Below are 17,030 nucleotides of genomic sequence, written 5' to 3' on the forward strand. Positions count from 1 at the left end.
GGCGGGCGCCGAATGATCCGGCGCCCGCCCCGTCATGCGCCAGGCGACCGGCTCAGAACCCGAGGCGGTCGGTGGTGATGCGGATCCCGGCGTAGAAATAGCGGCCGAGCCAACCCACGCCTTGCTGGCTGGCAATCCCGCGGATCGGCAGTTCGTTGGTGACGTTGTTCACCCCGAGATAGAAGCTCGCCTTCTCATCATCCGTGCTGATTTCGGCGCGGATATCGTGGATGAAGCGGTCGTTGATCGTCAGGAACTCGGGCGCGGCCACATCGGGGTCGCCCGCGATCACGTCACGCTCGAAGCGCAGCTGGTCGCCGACATATTGGACCCCGTAGTTGAACGCGAAATTGCCGATCGACCAGGTGATGTCGCCCGTCGCGACCCATTCGGGCGCGCCGTTCTCGCCCTGGTTGTCATCGACGATCCCGCCATTGGCCGGCAGCACCAGCAGCTTGTCGAGATAGCCCAGCGTGCCGCGCAGGTTGAGCCGCCCGAAATCGCCGTCGCCCGGAGTGAAGGCGTAATTCACCGTCACGTCCGCGCCCGCCGTCTCGATGAATGCCACGTTCTGCGGCGAGAGCAGGTAGTTGGTCACAAAGCCCGTGGTGCTCGAACGGGTCAGCGAATTGCAGAACACGTTGTCGAGCGTGGCGGAATCGACGCAGAACTGCGCAGTCTCGTTCAAGGAGGCGGTGCGCACCGCATTGGTCAGCCGGATATCGAACCAGTCGGCGGTGATGGTCAGTCCGCGCACGAATTGCGGTTGCAGGATCACCCCGGCCGTCCAGGTCCGCGCGTCTTCCTCGGTGAGGTTGCGGTTGCCCGAGAACACCCCTTCGCGGCTGGCACTCGAATTGATGTCGCTGGCCGGGTCGAAGGTGTCGAAATCGACCCCCAGCCCCTCGATCAGCGCACGGCAATTGGCGGCGCGGAACGCGGTGCCCTGGTTGAGGTTCTCCGGCCCGCACGGATCGTCGATGAAGGCAAAGGTTCCGCTGCGCGGCGCAAACAGCTCGGTGATGTTCGGCGCGCGCACCGACTTCGAATAGCTGCCCCGAAAACGGATGTCGCGGATCGGTGCCCACTGGCCGTTGACCGACCAGCTTTCGGTGCTGCCGACGGTCGAGTAGTCGGAATAGCGGCCCGCGACAGTGAATTCGAGCAGGTCGAAGAACGGCCGGTCGGCAAGGATCGGCACGTTGATTTCGCCGAACACTTCCCACACATCGAACCGGCCGGTTTCGGGCGCGAGCAGCGCAAGATCGGCCAGCACGCCGCTGTCGGGATCGAAATCGGTCACCTGGGTGGAGATCGCATCGGGCTGGAAGTTGCTCTTTTCCTTGCGGTATTCCCCGCCAAACGCGAAATTCACAGCCCCGCCGGGCAGCTCGAAGACATTGCCGAAATCACCCGCGATGAAGGCGTTGGCGACGTGCTGTTCGATGCGGTAGCGGTTGCGGGTGTCGGTGAGGATGAAGTCGAGCGCGGCCTGGCTGGGCGCGCCTTCACCGAAGATGTTGAGCGGCACGCACGACCCCGGCGTGAAGGTCTGCGGCGCCTGCCCGTAGTTGCCGTTCCCCGCATCCGCGATCGCTCCGCCATCGACATTGACCCGGCAATCGAACACCCCGTTGGGCGTGCCGGTGCGGAAGCTGCCCACATCGACCACATCGAGCGCCGCGAAGTAGCGGTCCTCGATGCGCTGGTTGGTCGAGATATAGGTGGTGTCGTTGCGGCCATAGACGTAGCTCGCCTCGAACTTCACCCGCTCCGAGATGTTGCCGTCAAGCCCGATCACGGTGCGATAGAGGTCGCGCTCGAAATTCTCGTTGCGCGTGCCGAAATCGAAATTGTCGCGGTTGAACAGCAACCCGCCAAATTCGTCGAGGCCCGCGGCACGGACGTTGGCGGGGATGAAGGGATTGTCTTGGGAAATGAAGGTGAAGAAATCGAACGAGGGCTGGGCGACCGAAAAATTCTCGGTGCGCACATACTTGCCCTCGGCGAACAGGCGGACGTCGGGGGTCAGCTCGAAGCTCAGCAGCGCATTGAAGCTGTGGTGTTCGGTGCCGGCCTGGAGATCGCCCTGGTAATCGTTCACCGGCGTGTTGTCGCCGCCCTGCGCGAGGAAGCCGGACTGCGGCAGGAACGTGCCCGGATCATAGGGCCGGCCATCGCCGTTGAAGACCGGGCTGAAGCTGCCGTCGATCACCAGCGCGCCGCCCGGCGAGCTGTCGGCATAGCCGATCCGAGAGAGGAAGATGTTGTCCGGAACGTTCGGATCATCGGGAATGTCGTTCGGGTTGCGCACCAGGGTATCGGCCTCGTAGCGCCCGTTCGGCCGGTCACCGAAGCCGACCCGGCCATCCTTGCGGAACTCGTAGTTGAGCGCGATGTTGCCGCGGTTGTCGGCGAAGTTCTTGCCGGCGGTGACCGAGACAAAGTTGCTCTCGGCATCGCCGAAGTCGGAAATGCCGTTCTGGGCGCGGATGTCGAGGCCTTCGAAATCGCGCTTCATGATGAAGTTGACCACGCCCGACACGCCGTCCGCGCCATAGACCGACGAGACGCCGCCGGTCAGCACGTCGACCCGCTCGATCAGGCTGACGGGAATCGCGTTGGTATCGACCGCAGCCTCGCCCGAAACCCCCGCGACATGGCGGCGGCCGTTGACCAGCACCAGCGTGCGGTTGGCGCCGAGGTTGCGCAGGTTGAGCAGGTTCACGCCCGCCGCGCCGGTGCGCGCCTGCGAGCCGGCGGCATCGAAATTGGTTTCCGAACCGAACAGCGCCGGGGTCTGCGAGAGCAGCTCGGTGACGTTGTTGATCCCGGACTGGACGATGTTCTCCGCGGTGATCGCGACAACGGGGGTGGCGGTGGCGGCCTCGGGGCGCTGGATGCGGGTGCCGGTGACGACGATCGGCGCGCCGCTGTCCTCTTCGGCGGCGCTATCGTCCTGGGCGGTGGCGGCGACATCTTCGCCGTCGACGACCGCTTCCTGCGCCATGAGCGCGGGCGACATGCCGAAGCTCAGAGCGACGCTGCCGGCGGTGAAAAGCCACTGCGCGCGCCGCATACCATTGGTAATCATGTCTATTTCCCTGTTCTGATGATCGCTTGAACGTCACGGTGATCGCGGCGGGCCGGTGGGCGTTGGGCGCCTTCGACCTCATCGCATCTGCAAAGACCGGTCGCTTAGGATGCGATCAGACCGCGCCGTACAACCTGTGCGCGGCGCTTGTTCGACGAAACGACATATTTATGTGATTAGTAACATTAATGTGCCGATGGCCATCGACAGGCGCATTCGCGCTCCAAGCTATTGCAGCGTCACGATGTCCTCGCCGCCATCGTGACGGCCGTAGAACTGCATCAGCTGGACCAGCAGCTCGCAGCGATCGGTGAGCGTCAGGGCCTCGAGCAGCGCCTGCTTGCTGGCGGGATCGAAGGGCGCGATCTGGGAGACGCCGTTGATGAGCGAGCGGTCATCGAGCCGCTCGACCGAATCCCAATCCACGCTGTAGCCTTGGTGATCCGCAAAGTGCCGCGCCTCGCGCTCGAACCCGCCGCGCTGGGCGTGGGTGAGGGTCTCGTCCTCGTCCTCGGCGAAGATATCCGCCTCGACCTGCCGGTAGGCGGTGGTGACGTCGAGCTCGCGCACCACCCGGAAGCGCGCGGTGCCTTCGAGGATGAGGTTGTAGCGCCCGTCGTCCATCGCCTGGATCTCGCCGATCCGCCCGACACAGCCGATCTCGTAGAGCGCCGCGCCCTCGACAGGGCGCTGGGGCTGGATCATCGCGATCAGCCGGTCACGGATCAGCGCGTCGCCGACCATCGCGCGGTAGCGCGGTTCAAAGATGTGGAGCGGCAGCTGCATGCCGGGAAACAGCACCGCGCCCGTCAGCGGGAAGATGGGGAGCCTCTTGGTCATCCGAACAATACGCGCGACAGGCGGCGGCGGACGCCGACCACCCATTCGTCTTCCAGCCCCGTCGCCTCGAAGATCTTGAGCAGCTTGGCGCGCGCGGCGCCCTCGTTCCATTCGCGGTCGGCCGCGATCATGGCGAGGAGCGTGTCGGCGGCCGCATCGCGGTGCCCGGCGGCAAAGGCGGCCTCGGCATAGGCGAGCCCTGCATCCATGTTGGCCGGATCGGCTTCCGCCGCGGCGCGCAGGGACGCCAGTTCGCTGTCATCGACCCGCTCCCCCGCCAGTTCGAGCGCGCTCCTTGCCGGCGCAATCGCGGCATCGCTGGCAAGACGCGGATCGCTGTCGATCACGTCCATCACCTGCCGCGCCTGATCGATCTCGCCAAGCTGCACCAGCGCGCGCACGAGACCGGCATGGGCCGGGGCATTGCCTTCGGCGAACTCAGTGATCTGGGCAAAGATGCTCGCCGCACGCTGGGCATCGCCTGCCGACAGCGCCTCCTCGCCGATCTTCACGAACTGCGCGAGCTCCTCGGGCGAGGGGCCCTGCGGCGCACCCGCACCATCGGCCGCGCCGCCCTCGACGGGCAGCTGGGCGAGCAGCTGGTCGAGGATCGCCTTGAGCTGCGATTCGCTGCGCGCATTGGTGAGGTCGGCGATCGGCTGGCCCTGAAACATCGCATAGACCGTCGGGATCGAGCGCACCTGGAACTGCGCAGCGATGAACTGTTCCTCGTCGACATTGATCTTGGCGAGCACCACGCCCTTGCCGGCATATTCGCCCGCGACCTTCTCGAGCACGGGGGTGAGCGCCTTGCACGGCCCGCACCACTCGGCCCAGAAGTCGAGGATCACCAGCCTGGTCTGCGAGGGTTCCACCACGTCCTTGCGGAAGCGGTCGACCGCCTTCTGTTCCTCGATGCTCAGTCCCATGCTGGCCAAGATATCTGCTCCTGCTGTCCGGCGGCGCGTTTTGCGTCTGTCCGGTCCCCATGTGGGATGCCTTGTCGCGCTTGTGAAGCGCCCGCCTGTGCTGGCCGCTTGCCCTGCGCCGATCAAGCCCCAATCAGCGCCCGCAAGATGTGTGCGGCATGCGGAAATTTTGCGCTTGCAGCGGTTGAAGCTCGCTGCTAATCGCGCCGCCTCTCCGGCAGGAAGGGCGCAGATCAGCGCTTTCTGTCAGCGCCAGTGAGCGGGCGTAGCTCAGGGGTAGAGCACAACCTTGCCAAGGTTGGGGTCGAGGGTTCGAATCCCTTCGCCCGCTCCATTGTTCCAGCCTCACCGCAGGGATTTGACGCCGCGGCAGCAGGCTCGCGGCGGGGCGGTGCTGCGCGCTTGCGTGCCGCCGCAGAATCGCATTCGCGCCCCGCCGACGAGTGCTGCAAAATGGCAACACGACCCCCGAAATGTTAATCTGCATCATGCTGCAGATTAGCAATATTCCGGTCATTTTTCGGCAAAAATCGCCTAGAATCAAAGGTTAGTCGGTGATGCCCCGCGGCGGGGGAAAATGTTGCAATTCAGTGACATACGCTCATCCCCCGCACTGTCAGCAAACTGTCATCCACCCCCCATAGCGCGCGGCCCAATCCACCAAGCCATAAGGGGGCTACCAATGCTGAAGACCAACCCGATGGGCCTGCGCCTCTCCCGCAAGGCTCTCATGCTCGCCGCCGTCGCCGCCATCCCGCACGCCGCCTTCGCCCAGGCGCAGGACGCCGAGGAAACCCCGGCCGACGAAGCGGTCGACGAAATCGTGGTCGACGGGACCCGCCCGATCGCCGAATCCGAAGCCGCAGCGCTGCGCACCCAGCGCCTTTCGGACAACCTTGTCTCCGTGCTTTCGGCGGACTCGGTCGGCCGTCTGCCTGACCAGAACATCGCCCAGGCCACCGGCCGCCTGCCCGGCCTCGCGGTCGAGCGCGACCAGGGCCAGGCCCGCTACATCTCGGTCCGCGGCGCGCCCAACTACTGGACCACGCTGAGCTTCGACGGGATCAACATCGTCAGCCCCGAGGGCCGCGATGCGCGCTTCGATTCGATCCCCTCGGCGATCGCCTCGCAGATCATCGTCTCCAAGGCGATCACCCCCGACATGCCGGGCGAAACCGTTGCCGGTAACGTCAACATCATCACCCGTTCGGCCTTCGACTATGCCGGCCTGCGCGTCTTCGGCAAGGCCGGCGGCGGTCTGGTCGAATATGGCGACCGCAAGGAATACGAAGGCAACCTCGTGGTCTCGGACCGCTTCGAGGTCGGCGGCCTCGGCGAAATCGGCGTGGTGCTCTCGGGCAGCTACTACCAGCGCGACATGATCACCGACAACTTCGAGATCGATTGGGAGCGCGTCTCGCAGGACACCAGCCAGGGCAACCAGAGCCGCTTCTGGGCGCGCGAGACCGAGAACAAGCTCTACCGCCTGACCCGCAAGAACTGGTCGGCCTCGGGCCGCGTCGACTGGCGCCCGAATGATGACAACCAGATCTCGCTGCGTTCGGTCTACACCATCTTCACCGACGACGAAGCGCGCGACAACTACATCTTCGACTTCGATGACCGCCAGACCGAAACCCGCGCGGTGAGCGGCAACTGCACGATCACGCCGACCGCCACCCCCACCACCAGCGGCTATGCCGACATCTGCATCGGCAACACCCCGCTGATCGGGACCGTCTACGGCATCGACATCAACCAGCGTTCGACCCTGCGCGCCTTCGAACAATCGATCTGGACCAGCACCATCGAAGGCAAGCACACCTTCGGCGACAGCGGCCTGCGCCTCGAATGGCTCGGCAACTACTCGCGTTCGCGCGACGACCGTTCGGTCACCGGCGAGGCACGCTGGAACAGCCCCTCGACCCGCACCGACCGCCCGACCGTGGCCTATGACTTCACCAATCCGCAGCGCAACACGCCGCGGCTGTTCCGCACCATCCAGCTGGCGAGCCCGACCCGCTTCCAGCGCGGCGACGCGGTGACGGCGATCGACACCTTCTCAAAGCCGCTCGCCGAACTGCGCGTGAGCGACCTTGTCGATGACACCGACGCCTATACCGGCCGCGCGATCCTCGCCTACGAAAGGGGCTTCCTGGGCGCCGATGCGACCTTCAAGGTCGGCTTCCAGTACGACCAGCGCACCAAGGAATCGGTCAACAACCAGATCCTGCTCAACACCACCGCGCAGTTCACCACGGTCGGCATCCCGGTCGATTACACCGCCTTCTCGCTCGACCAGGCGTTCCTCGGCAAGCTGCCGATGGGCTACACCTTCCGCTACTTCGATACCGCGCAGATGGAAACCGTATCGGCCGCCGCCCGCGCCAACTTCGCCTTCACCCGACTGACCGACGAAGACTACAACGTGCGCGAGACCATCCTCGCCGGCTTTGTGATGGGCACGCTGAAGTACGACTGGGGCAGCATCCTGGGCGGCGTGCGCGTCGAGCGGGTCGAGAACCGCGGGATCGCCAACATCCCCGGCACCACCACCGCGCTGACCGCCGAAGCCGAGAACACGCTCTACTTCCCCAGCCTCCACGTGAACTACAACGTCTCGGAGAACGGGAAATTCCGCGTCGGCTTCACCACCGGTGCGGCCCGCGCGGACTATGACCTGCTGCGTCCCAACGTGCAGATCAACGATGCCAACCTCACCATTTCGGGCGGCAACCCGGCGGTGAAGCCGGAACGTTCGTGGGGCCTCGACAGCTACCTTGAATGGTACATCGCGCCGCAGGGCTTCCTGTCGATCGGTGCCTATTACCGCAACGTGCGCGACGTGCTCTACACCGACCGCCGCACCTTCGGTTCGGATGCACTGAACTTCGGCGGGATCGACCGTTCGGACTACATCTTCAGCGGCATCGCCAACGCCGGGGAAGGCCGCATCATCGGCGTCGAAATGGCCGCCCAGTTGCAGCTCGAGCCGTGGGTCGATGACCTTGGCCTGCCCGAATTCATGGGCGGCTTCGGGATCACCGCCAACCTGACGCTCAACGACAGCGAGGCGACCAAGCCCGCGTTCCTGAGCGGCGCCGGCGCGGTGATCGTGCCCGAGCGCACCGTGCGCCTGCCCGGCACTTCGGACGTGGTCTACAACATCGGCGGCTACTACGAAAAGTACGGCTTCTCGGCCCTTCTCCAGTACCAGTATCGCAGCACCTGGCTCGATGGCATCGCCAACGACCTCACCGATGCGGGCGACACCTACTGGGCGGCGGACGACGAGATGGACTTCTCGATGCGCTACGCCATCACCAACAACTTCGAAGTCTACTTCGATGCCTCGAACCTGCTGAACCAGTCGGGCCGTCGCTATTCGGAGCCGGGCAACATCCTGACGGCGACCGGCACGCCGACCGCGTTCACCGACAACCTGACCACCGAATGGGAACGCTTCGGCCGCCGCTACACCGGCGGGGTGCGCGTCACCTTCTGATCGCCCGGTCAGCCTGACGGCATCAGGAATGGCCCGGTCGCACCCCGCGACCGGGCCATTTGCCTTTGCGGGCATGCGGTTCGTCGACGGTCTGGCCCGCCTGTCCGATTTTGCGCTTGCATCGGGCGCGCATCGCGCTAGGCGCGTGATACGTTATCACATCATAATGCGGGACCCGCCCATGACCATGCGCAAGCTCTCCCTTGCCCCATCGCGCCTGGCGCTCGCCTGTGCGCTCGGCCTTGCCGCCCCGGCGCTCGCCGACGACACCGCCGCCGCCGCCCCGCCCGCTGCCGATCCCGGGCCGGAGGACGACGTCCACAACCGCCAGACCGGCAGCGCGGGCGAGATCATCGTCACCACCGCCGGCCTCAAGGAGCTCGACCTGCTCGCCGGGACCAGCGTGCTCGACATCGCCGATGTCCAGCGCGACGCGGCAAGCGGCCAGATCGGCGACCTCCTCGCCAAGCTCCCCGGCGTCTCGGCGACCAGCTTCGCCCCCGGCTCCTCGCGCCCGGTGCTGCGCGGCCAGCAGGGCGAGCGCGTGCGCGTGCTGGTCGACGGGGTCGGCACCGCCGACGTCTCCAACACCTCGGTCGACCACGCCACCACCATCGAGCCGATCACCATCGAACGCATCGAGGTGCTGCGCGGCCCCGCGGTGCTGCTCTACGGCAGCCAGGCGATCGGCGGCGCGGTCAACGTGATCGACAAGCGCATCCCGGTCCGCATGCCCGACCATGACCTCCACCTCGACGCCTTCGCCGGGGCCGACAGTGCCAGCAACCTGCGCACCGGCGCGGCGAGCCTCGATGTCGGGGTCGGGCCCAGCCTTGTCGCCCACATCGACGGATCGTGGCGCAAGACCGGCGACATCGACATCGGCGGCTTCCAGCTCACCCCCAATCTGCGCGCCGACCTCCTCGCCGATGCCGCCCAGGAAGAGGCCGATGGCGAGCTCGCGGAAGCCGCCGAATTGCGCGAGGCGGCAAACCAAAGCGGCACCGTGCCCGGCACCGCGATGGAGAGCTGGACCGTCAACGCCGGCCTCGGGCTGATCCTCGGCGAGAGCACCTTCGGCGCCGCGATCGGCTGGTACGACACCAGCTACGGCGTCCCCACAAGGCCGGGTGCGGGCCACCACGCCCACGGCGCCCCCGCTCCCGCCCCCGCTCCCGGCGCCCCGGCAGAGGAGGAAGAAGCCCCCGTCACCATCGGCCTCCGGCAATTCCGCGCCGACTTCAAGGGCGACATCGCGCTGGGCGAAGGCGCCTTGGAGCGGTTGAAGCTGCGCGTCGGCTATTCCGACTACACCCACACCGAATTCGAAGGCGACGAGGTCGGCACGGTCTTCGATTCGACCAGCCTCGAAGCCCGCGCCGAGCTCGTCCAGAACACCGGCGGCACCTTGCGCGGCTCGACCGGCATCCAGTACCAGCACCGCGATTTCCTCGCGGTCGGGGCCGAGGCCTATGTCCCGCCCAACCTCACCGACCAGTTCGCCATCTTCACGCTCCAGGAATACGGCACCGGCCCGTTCCAGATCGAAGCCGCCGCGCGCGCCGAATTCACCAAGGTCAAGGCCCCGACCCTCGGCATCGAGAACGACTACGATACCGTCTCGGCCGCCCTCGGCCTGGTCTACGAGGGCGTGCCCGGGGTCCGCTTCGGCATCAACGGCTCGCGCGCCGAGCGTGCCCCTTCTGCCGAAGAGCTGTTCTCCAATGGCCCGCACATCGCCACCCAGGCCTTCGAGATCGGCGACCCCGGCCTTGCCACCGAACGCGCATGGGGCCTCGAAGCCTTTGCCCGCGGCGCGATCGGCAAGGGCACCTTCAGTCTCACCGCCTATCGCCAGTGGTTCTCTGACTACATCTTCCTCGAGGACACCGGCCTTGAGGACGACGATCTCCCGGTCTTCCAGTACCTTCAGGGCGATGCCGGTTTCTGGGGCGTGGAGGCCGAGCTTGCCTACCCCGTCATCGACACCGGCAGCTTGCGCCTCGTCACCGATCTCGGCGCCTCCTATATCGAGGCCGAGCTTGAAGATGGCACCGCCATCCCGCGCATCCCGCCGCTCTCGTTCCTCGGCGCGCTCGAGGCCCAGACCGAGGCGATCGACCTGCGCGGCGAGGTCCAGTGGTTCGACAGCCAGAACCGCACCGCACCCTTCGAGACCGCGACCGGCAGCTTCACGCTGGTCAATGCCGTGGCCGCGTGGCGTCCGCTCAGGGACAACCGCAATGTCACCGTCCAGTTCGCCGCCGACAACATCTTCGACGTGGTCGGGCGGCGCCATGCGAGCTTCACCAAGGACTATGTCCCGCTGATGGGCCGCAATTTCCGCGCCAGCGTGCGCCTGAGCTTCTAGTCTCCGCTCGGGATCACGAAAGGGTCCCAATCAGGGGCAGTCGGTGGCGCGCACCGCGCTGCCCCTTTTTCCTTACTCTTCCACCGCAAAAGTCAGTTTGGCGTGTTCTTCAAGGCGCTTCACCAATGCCTCGCCAAGGAACGCGCCCGGGGTGCCGATCCCGCCGGGCTTCTCGCACGAAAGCAGCGCGATCCCGGTCTCGCTCAGCATCCGGCTGGTCGAGCCATAGCCCGGATCATAGCGGCCCTTGACCCCGTATTGCAGGCGCCCCCCGTCATCCATGTCGGCGACGAACACCACGTCATAAAAGCCGTTCTCACGCTCTTCCTTGGTGGGCCCCTCGCCCGGCTTGGGGGGCTTGGCGCCGAAGGGGTTCTTCATGAACTCCACCGCCGCATTGGCCGCCGCCTTGCCGACATCGCCGGGGCTGGTCAGCATCATCTCGTCATACTGGAAGTCGGTGCCGTAGGGGTGGCCGAGCAGGAAATTGGTGCGGTGCACGTTCTTGGTGTTGATCGGCGCCATCACGAAGGGCGCGGACCACTTGCCGAGGTCCTCCTCGTAGCTCGGGATCATGCCCGAGGGCTGGTCCGGCCCGTCGAAGCCCGGCGTCAGCGCGAAGGGGTTGCGCAGCACGCCGATCACCGAGACGTCCCTGGCTGCCGCCTTCATCGTCGCCCCGAGGCTCGCCGCGGTCCCCCCCGAAAAGGTGCCCTGCATCGCCCGCACGCGCCCGCGGATGCGCGGGGCGGGCTTGCCGAATTTCTCCACACACGCCTTCTGGGTCATCATCACCCCGAGATCGAAGGGGATCGAATCGAAGCCGGAGGAAAAGCAGATGCGCGCGCCGCTGGCTTCGGCCGCCGCCTGATGCTCGGCGATCTTGGCCGCCATCCATGCAGGCTCGCCGCACAGGTCGGCATAGTCGGTGCCGGTCTTGACGCAGGCCGCAACCAGCTTGTCGCCATAGAGCTGGTAGGGGCCGACCGTGGTGAGCACGACGCGGGTGCGCGCGCACATCGCTTCGAGGTCGGCATCGTCATCGGCATTGGCGACCACCAGCGGGGTGGAGGCAGGCGCGCCGATCAGGTCCCGCACCTCTTCCAGCTTGGCAAGGCTGCGCCCGGCCATCGCCCACTTCGGGCCATCTGCGCGCGCGCCGTAATGGCTGGCGAGATATTCCGCCACCAGCCGCCCGGTGTAACCCGTGGCGCCGTAGACGATGATGTCGAATTCGCGGGTGCTCATGCTCGTTCTCCCTGTGCCGGCCGACCGCCGGCTTGGCCCCCGTTCAACAGCAAAAACGCATCCGCGACAATGGCGCGTTTGCCATCCAACACGCCCCGCCCGGAAAGCCCCCGCCGGTGCGCGCGCCGCCCGGTCCGAAGTTCACGAAGTTCACATTGCAAAACACGCAATCCTACAGGATTTCCGCTGCAATCGCAGGAGTTTGCTCCCGGAATCCGAAGTTCACACATGTTGCGCGATTGCCGGGGCTGGAAGGACTTGCGGGGCATGACGCAGGTCTATGCCGATGGCCGCGTGTAGGAAAGCGATCCGGTCACCGAAAGGGCGAGGGGCGGCGGCCCCTAAAGCCGGGGCAGCGTCACCCCGCGCTGGCCCATATATTTGCCCGCGCGGTCCTTGTAGCTGGTCTCGCAGCGCTCGTTGCCCTTGAGGAACAGAAACTGGCACGCGCCTTCATTGGCGTAGATTTTCGCAGGGAGCGGCGTGGTGTTGCTGAATTCGAGCGTCACGTGCCCCTCCCAGCCCGGCTCCAGCGGGGTCACGTTGACGATGATCCCGCAGCGCGCATAGGTGCTCTTGCCGAGGCAGATCACCAGCACGTCCTCGGGCACGCGGAAATATTCGACCGTGCGGGCGAGCGCGAAGGAATTGGGCGGGATGATGCAGACATCGGTCTCGCGGTCGACGAAGCTCTTCGGATCGAACTGCTTGGGATCGACCACCGAGCTGTCGACATTGGTGAAGATCTTGAACTCGGGCGCGACGCGCGCGTCATAGCCGTAGGACGACAGCCCATAGGAGATCACCCCGTCGCGCCGCTGCGCCTCGACGAAGGGCTCGATCATGCCATGGTCGCGCGCCTGGATGCGGATCCATTTGTCGGAGAGAATCGCCATGGCGAAGGGATTCCCGATGCGGCGCGGCGGGGCAAGGGGCGGGGCGGATTAATCCCCCTCACATCATCGTCACCCCGGCGCAGGCCGGGGCCCAGAGCGGCAAGGTGCGGCGCTTACCCCAATGGGTCCCGGCCTGCGCCGGGATGACGGGGAGCTAGAGGGCAAATTCCGCCCACACCGGCAGGTGATCGGACGCGCTCGCGGCCAGCGCGCTGCGGTGGACTCCGCTCTCCTTGGCTGTCAGCCTCTCGCAATGCATGATCCGGTCGAGCCGCCCCAAGGGACGGCGGCTCGGAAAGCTCGGGCCGGGGTCAAGCAGGGTGAAGTGGCGGCCGAACTCGCGGAAAGCACCCGCAGCGCTGCGCCATTCGTTGAGGTCGCCCATCAGCACGACGGGGCCGTGTGTGCGCGCCGCCTCGCCCAGCGCGGCGATGGCCCGCGCCTGCCGCACCCGCCACAGGCCCGAAAGGTCGAGGTGCATGCCGAACACCGTGAGGCTTGTCCCGCGCACCTTGAGCCGCGCCGTCACCACGCCCCTCGGCTCGAGGCAGGGGATGTGGAGGATGTCGTGGCTCTCCACCGCGATCCCCCGCCGCACGAGGATCGCGTTGCCGTGCCAGCCGAGCGAATCCCCCTGCACATCGAGCGGCACGGGGAGGTAATCGGTGTGCCCCTCGATCAGGAAGCGCGGGAGCACGCTGGCGCGGGTGCCGAACCTGAGGTCCGCCTCCTGCAGGCACACGATGTCCGCGCCCACTTCGTTCAGCACATTGAGGATACGCGCCGGATCGCGGCGGCGGTCGGTGCCGATCCCCTTGTGGATGTTGTAGCTTGCGACCTTGAAGCTGCCCGGCACGCCCGCCCCTAACCCGCCGCCAGCAGGCTCGCGTTGCCGCCCGCCGCGGTGGTGTCGATGCAGGTCACCCGCTCGGTGGCGAAGCGGGCGAGGTAGTGCGGGCCGCCCGCCTTGGGGCCGGTGCCGCTGAGGCCCTCGCCGCCGAAGGGCTGGCTCTCGACCACCGCGCCGATCTGGTTGCGGTTGACGTAGAAATTGCCGACCCGCGCGCGCCCTTGCACGAAGCGCCGCGTCTCGGCGATGCGGCTGTGGAGGCCGAGGGTGAGGCCGAAACCGGTGGCGTTGATCGCGTCCACCACCGCGCCAAGCTCCCCCGCCTTGAAGCGCACCACGTGGAGCACGGGGCCGAAATTCTCGCGCGCGAGGGCGGCGATGGAGGGGATTGCGATGATCGTCGGGGCGACGAAATGGCCGGCGGCGGGGATGCCGGGCAGGCGCTCCACCGTGAGGCCCCTGGCGATGCAATCCGCGATGTGGCTCTCAAGCAGCGCCTTCGCCTCGGCGTCGATCACCGGGCCGACATCGGTGGCGAGGTCGGCGGGGTCGCCTACCTTGAGCGCCGCAAAGCCGCCGCGGATCATCTCCAGCAGCCCGTCGGCAATGTCCTCCTGCACATAGAGCACCCGCAGCGCCGAACAGCGCTGGCCCGCGCTCTGGAAGCTGCTGGCGAGCACATCGCGCACCACCTGTTCGGGGAGGGCGGAGGAATCCACGATCATCGCGTTCTGCCCGCCGGTCTCGGCGATCAGCGTGGCGATCGGCCCGTCGCGCATCGCCAGCGCGCGGTTGATGGCGCGGGCGGTGTCGGTCGATCCGGTGAAGGCGACCCCGCCAAGGCGCGGATCGGCGGTGATCAGCTGCCCGACCTCGCCTGCGCCGGGGAGCAGTTGCAGCGCCTCGGGCGGGATGCCTGCCTCGTGGCACAGCTTGACCGCCAGCGCGGCGACGAGCGGGGTCTGCTCGGCGGGCTTGGCGATCACGCTGTTGCCCGCCGCCAGCGCCGCGCTCGCCATGCCGATGAAGATCGCGAGCGGGAAGTTCCACGGGGAAATCGTGGCGAACACCCCGCGCCCGTGGAGGGTGAGGCTGTTCTCCTCCCCCGTCGGCCCCGGCAGCATCACCGGCGCGGCAAACTGCCGCCGCGCCTCGGCGGCGTAGTAGCGCAGGAAATCGACCGCCTCGCGCAGTTCGAGCACCGAATCGAGCAGCGTCTTGCCCGCCTCGCGCTGGCACAGGCTGAGGAATTCTGCGGTGTGCGCCTCGAACAGATCGGCGGCGTTTTCGAGCAGCAGCGCGCGGGCCTCGCCGCCCAGCGCGTCCCAGCCGGGCTGGATTTGGGCGGCGCGGGTGAAGGCGGCCTCGACCTCCTGCGGCGTCGCATCGCGGCGGGTGCCGACCGTGTGCGAGGGATCATGCGGCGAGGTGACGTTCACCACCGCGCCCGCGCCCCCGAAGGTCGGCTCGGCGGACCACTGGCGGGCCTCCAGCGCCTTCAGTTCCGCAAGCAGCGGCCCCAGCACCAAAGGATCGCTGAGATCGACTCCCGCGCTGTTCTTGCGCTTCCCGAAGATCGCGCCGGGCAACGGGATCGCGGGATTGCGGCGCGGGCTCAGCGCCGCAAGCTCAGCCACCGGATCGACGACCAGTTCTTCCGCCGGAATACCGGCATCGCCCATGCGGTTCACAAAGCTGGTGTTGGCCCCGTTCTCGAGCAGGCGGCGCACCAGATAGGCGAGCAGTTCCTTGTGCCCGCCCACGGGAGCATAAATCCTGACGGGCGTCCGCTGGTTGCCCTCGATCGCGTGGAGCGCGTCATAAACCTCCTCGCCCATGCCATGCAGGCGCTGGAATTCGAAGAGTCTTTGTCGGCCTACCGCTTCGCTACTTGAGGCCGAATAGCCTACCGCTTCGCTACTTGAGGCCGAATAGCCTGCCGCCAGATGCTTGATCGCCGCGATGGTGTAGGCGTTGTGCGTCGCAAAGGCGGGGCGGATCACGTCCGCATGCTCGAACAATCGCGCAGCGCAGGCGAGGTAGCTCACGTCGGTCGCCACCTTGCGGGTGAACACCGGATAGTCGGCATAGCCGCCCACCTGCGACAGCTTCACCTCGCTGTCCCAATAGGCGCCCTTGACCAGCCGCACGAACAGCTTGCGCCCGTGCCGCCGCGCGAGCTTGCCCGCCCAGTCGCACACCCAGATCCCGCGCTTGGAATAGGCCTGGATGGCAAGGCCGAAGCCCTCCCACCGGCTGCCATCGGGGCGGCGGAACAGGTCGTCGTCGGCGGCCAGTTCCTCGATGATGTCCATGCTGAGTTCGAGCCGCTCGGCTTCCTCGGCATCGATGGTGAAGTGGATATCGGCATCGCGCGCTTTCACCGCAAGGTCGCGGATCACCGGCACCATCGCCGCCTTGGCTTCGGCGGCATGAAAGACATTATACTTGGGATGCAGCGCCGAGAGTTTTACGGAGATTCCCGGCGAACCCGCCACGCCCGCGCCTGCTTCGAGCGCCAGCCGCGCCAGCGCCGCCTCATAGCTCAGCCGGTATTTCTCGGCATCGGCGAAGGTCATCGCCGCCTCGCCGAGCATGTCGAAGGAGTGGGTGATCCCCCGCGCGCGTTCGGGCGCAGCGCGCTTCAATGCCTCGTCGATGGTGCGGCCGAACACGAACTGGCCGCCGAGGATCTTCATCGCCTGGCCTGTTGCCGTGCGGATCACCGGCTCGCCCAGCCGGTTCATCGCGCGGCGCAAGGCGCTGCCCAGCCCCTTCTGGCGCGCGTCGGGCGGATCGAGCACTTCGCCGGTCAGCATCAGCGAGAAGGTCGCGGCGTTGACGAAGGTGGAATTGCTCTCGCCCAGATGCTCGCCCCAGTCGATCTGGCCGATCTTGTCCTTGATCAGCGCATCCGCCGTCGCCGCATCGGGCACGCGCAGCAGCGCTTCGGCAAGGCACATCAGCGCGATGCCCTCCTCGGTATCGAGGCCGTATTGCTGAAGGAACGCGTCGATCCCGGAGGCCTTCTTGCCGCGCGCACCTTCGATCAGCTGCACCGCGAGGCCCGCCGCCGCCGCGTGGACCTTCGCTGCCGGAGCGGCCTGTTCGAGCCGCTCGGCAATGCAGGCTTCCTCGTCCTGACGATAGGCGCGGCGCAGGTCGGTGCGGTCGATTGCTGGAGCGGGGGCGTAGTCGGCCATCTGGTTTCACCTGAAACGATTCGCGGTGGCAAAGCGGCCCTCTGGACGCCGCGAGGCTGCGCTTCAAGCGCGCTCTTTGCAACGCCTCTGCTTG

General features: G+C 66.7%; 9 protein-coding genes and 1 tRNA gene. 3 read left to right on the forward strand and 7 right to left on the reverse strand.

Annotated features, from left to right (window positions below):
- Window positions 1-52: 52 nt before the first annotated feature.
- From D620_RS0111115 to D620_RS0111125, 3 genes are all read right to left on the reverse strand, one after another.
- On the reverse strand, window positions 53-3,094 hold the full coding sequence (locus tag D620_RS0111115; RefSeq protein ID WP_026092151.1) for a TonB-dependent receptor plug domain-containing protein: 3,042 nt from the start codon (window positions 3,092-3,094) through the stop codon (window positions 53-55).
- Window positions 3,095-3,322: 228 nt separating this feature from the next.
- A complete protein-coding gene (locus D620_RS0111120) occupies window positions 3,323-3,934 on the reverse strand; it encodes an LON peptidase substrate-binding domain-containing protein (RefSeq protein ID WP_017665888.1) in 612 nt (203 codons plus the stop codon).
- A complete protein-coding gene (locus tag D620_RS0111125; RefSeq protein WP_017665889.1) occupies window positions 3,931-4,863 on the reverse strand; it encodes a tetratricopeptide repeat protein in 933 nt (310 codons plus the stop codon). The genes D620_RS0111120 and D620_RS0111125 overlap by 4 nt, the downstream gene beginning before the upstream one ends.
- Window positions 4,864-5,122: 259 nt before the next feature.
- Between D620_RS0111125 and D620_RS0111130 the strand changes: the two genes are divergently transcribed.
- The 3 genes from D620_RS0111130 to D620_RS0111140 all read left to right on the forward strand — a co-directional run bounded on the left by D620_RS0111130 (window position 5,123) and on the right by D620_RS0111140 (window position 10,739).
- Window positions 5,123-5,197 (forward strand) — tRNA-Gly (locus D620_RS0111130).
- 348 nt (window positions 5,198-5,545) lie between these two features.
- Window positions 5,546-8,368 (forward strand): TonB-dependent receptor, encoded by a 2,823-nt coding sequence (locus tag D620_RS0111135; RefSeq protein ID WP_017665890.1) that lies wholly within the window; start codon window positions 5,546-5,548, stop codon window positions 8,366-8,368.
- A gap of 181 nt (window positions 8,369-8,549) precedes the next feature.
- The gene (locus tag D620_RS0111140; RefSeq protein WP_017665891.1) at window positions 8,550-10,739 is read left to right on the forward strand and encodes a TonB-dependent receptor; all 2,190 of its coding nucleotides are present in this window, start codon (window positions 8,550-8,552) and stop codon (window positions 10,737-10,739) included.
- 72 nt (window positions 10,740-10,811) lie between these two features.
- Here the strand turns inward: D620_RS0111140 and D620_RS0111145 are convergent, their stop codons facing one another.
- From D620_RS0111145 to putA, 4 genes are all read right to left on the reverse strand, one after another.
- Window positions 10,812-11,987, reverse strand: a complete 1,176-nt coding sequence (locus D620_RS0111145) for a saccharopine dehydrogenase family protein (protein ID WP_017665892.1) — start codon at window positions 11,985-11,987, stop codon at window positions 10,812-10,814.
- Window positions 11,988-12,328: 341 nt separating this feature from the next.
- A complete protein-coding gene (gene dcd, locus D620_RS0111150) occupies window positions 12,329-12,883 on the reverse strand; it encodes a dCTP deaminase (protein WP_017665893.1) in 555 nt (184 codons plus the stop codon).
- A gap of 154 nt (window positions 12,884-13,037) precedes the next feature.
- The gene (locus D620_RS0111155; RefSeq protein ID WP_017665894.1) at window positions 13,038-13,739 is read right to left on the reverse strand and encodes an endonuclease/exonuclease/phosphatase family protein; all 702 of its coding nucleotides are present in this window, start codon (window positions 13,737-13,739) and stop codon (window positions 13,038-13,040) included.
- An 8-nt stretch (window positions 13,740-13,747) separates the two neighbouring features.
- Entirely contained in the window at window positions 13,748-16,936 is a 3,189-nt protein-coding gene (gene putA, locus D620_RS0111160; RefSeq protein WP_017665895.1) for a bifunctional proline dehydrogenase/L-glutamate gamma-semialdehyde dehydrogenase PutA, read from the reverse strand.
- Window positions 16,937-17,030: the final 94 nt, after the last annotated feature.

Source organism: Porphyrobacter sp. AAP82 (assembly GCF_000331285.1).
In the GTDB taxonomy this organism is placed as follows: domain Bacteria; phylum Pseudomonadota; class Alphaproteobacteria; order Sphingomonadales; family Sphingomonadaceae; genus Erythrobacter.

Coding starts and splice junctions, on each gene's coding strand:
- D620_RS0111120 (WP_017665888.1), bottom strand. CDS start 3,934: ATGACCAAGAGGCTCCCCATCTTCCCGCTGACGGGCGCGGTGCTGTTT.
- dcd (WP_017665893.1), bottom strand. CDS start 12,883: ATGGCGATTCTCTCCGACAAATGGATCCGCATCCAGGCGCGCGACCAT.
- putA (WP_017665895.1), bottom strand. CDS start 16,936: ATGGCCGACTACGCCCCCGCTCCAGCAATCGACCGCACCGACCTGCGC.
- D620_RS0111125 (WP_017665889.1), bottom strand. CDS start 4,863: ATGGGACTGAGCATCGAGGAACAGAAGGCGGTCGACCGCTTCCGCAAG.
- D620_RS0111135 (WP_017665890.1), top strand. CDS start 5,546: ATGCTGAAGACCAACCCGATGGGCCTGCGCCTCTCCCGCAAGGCTCTC.
- D620_RS0111115 (WP_026092151.1), bottom strand. CDS start 3,094: ATGATTACCAATGGTATGCGGCGCGCGCAGTGGCTTTTCACCGCCGGC.
- D620_RS0111145 (WP_017665892.1), bottom strand. CDS start 11,987: ATGAGCACCCGCGAATTCGACATCATCGTCTACGGCGCCACGGGTTAC.
- D620_RS0111140 (WP_017665891.1), top strand. CDS start 8,550: ATGACCATGCGCAAGCTCTCCCTTGCCCCATCGCGCCTGGCGCTCGCC.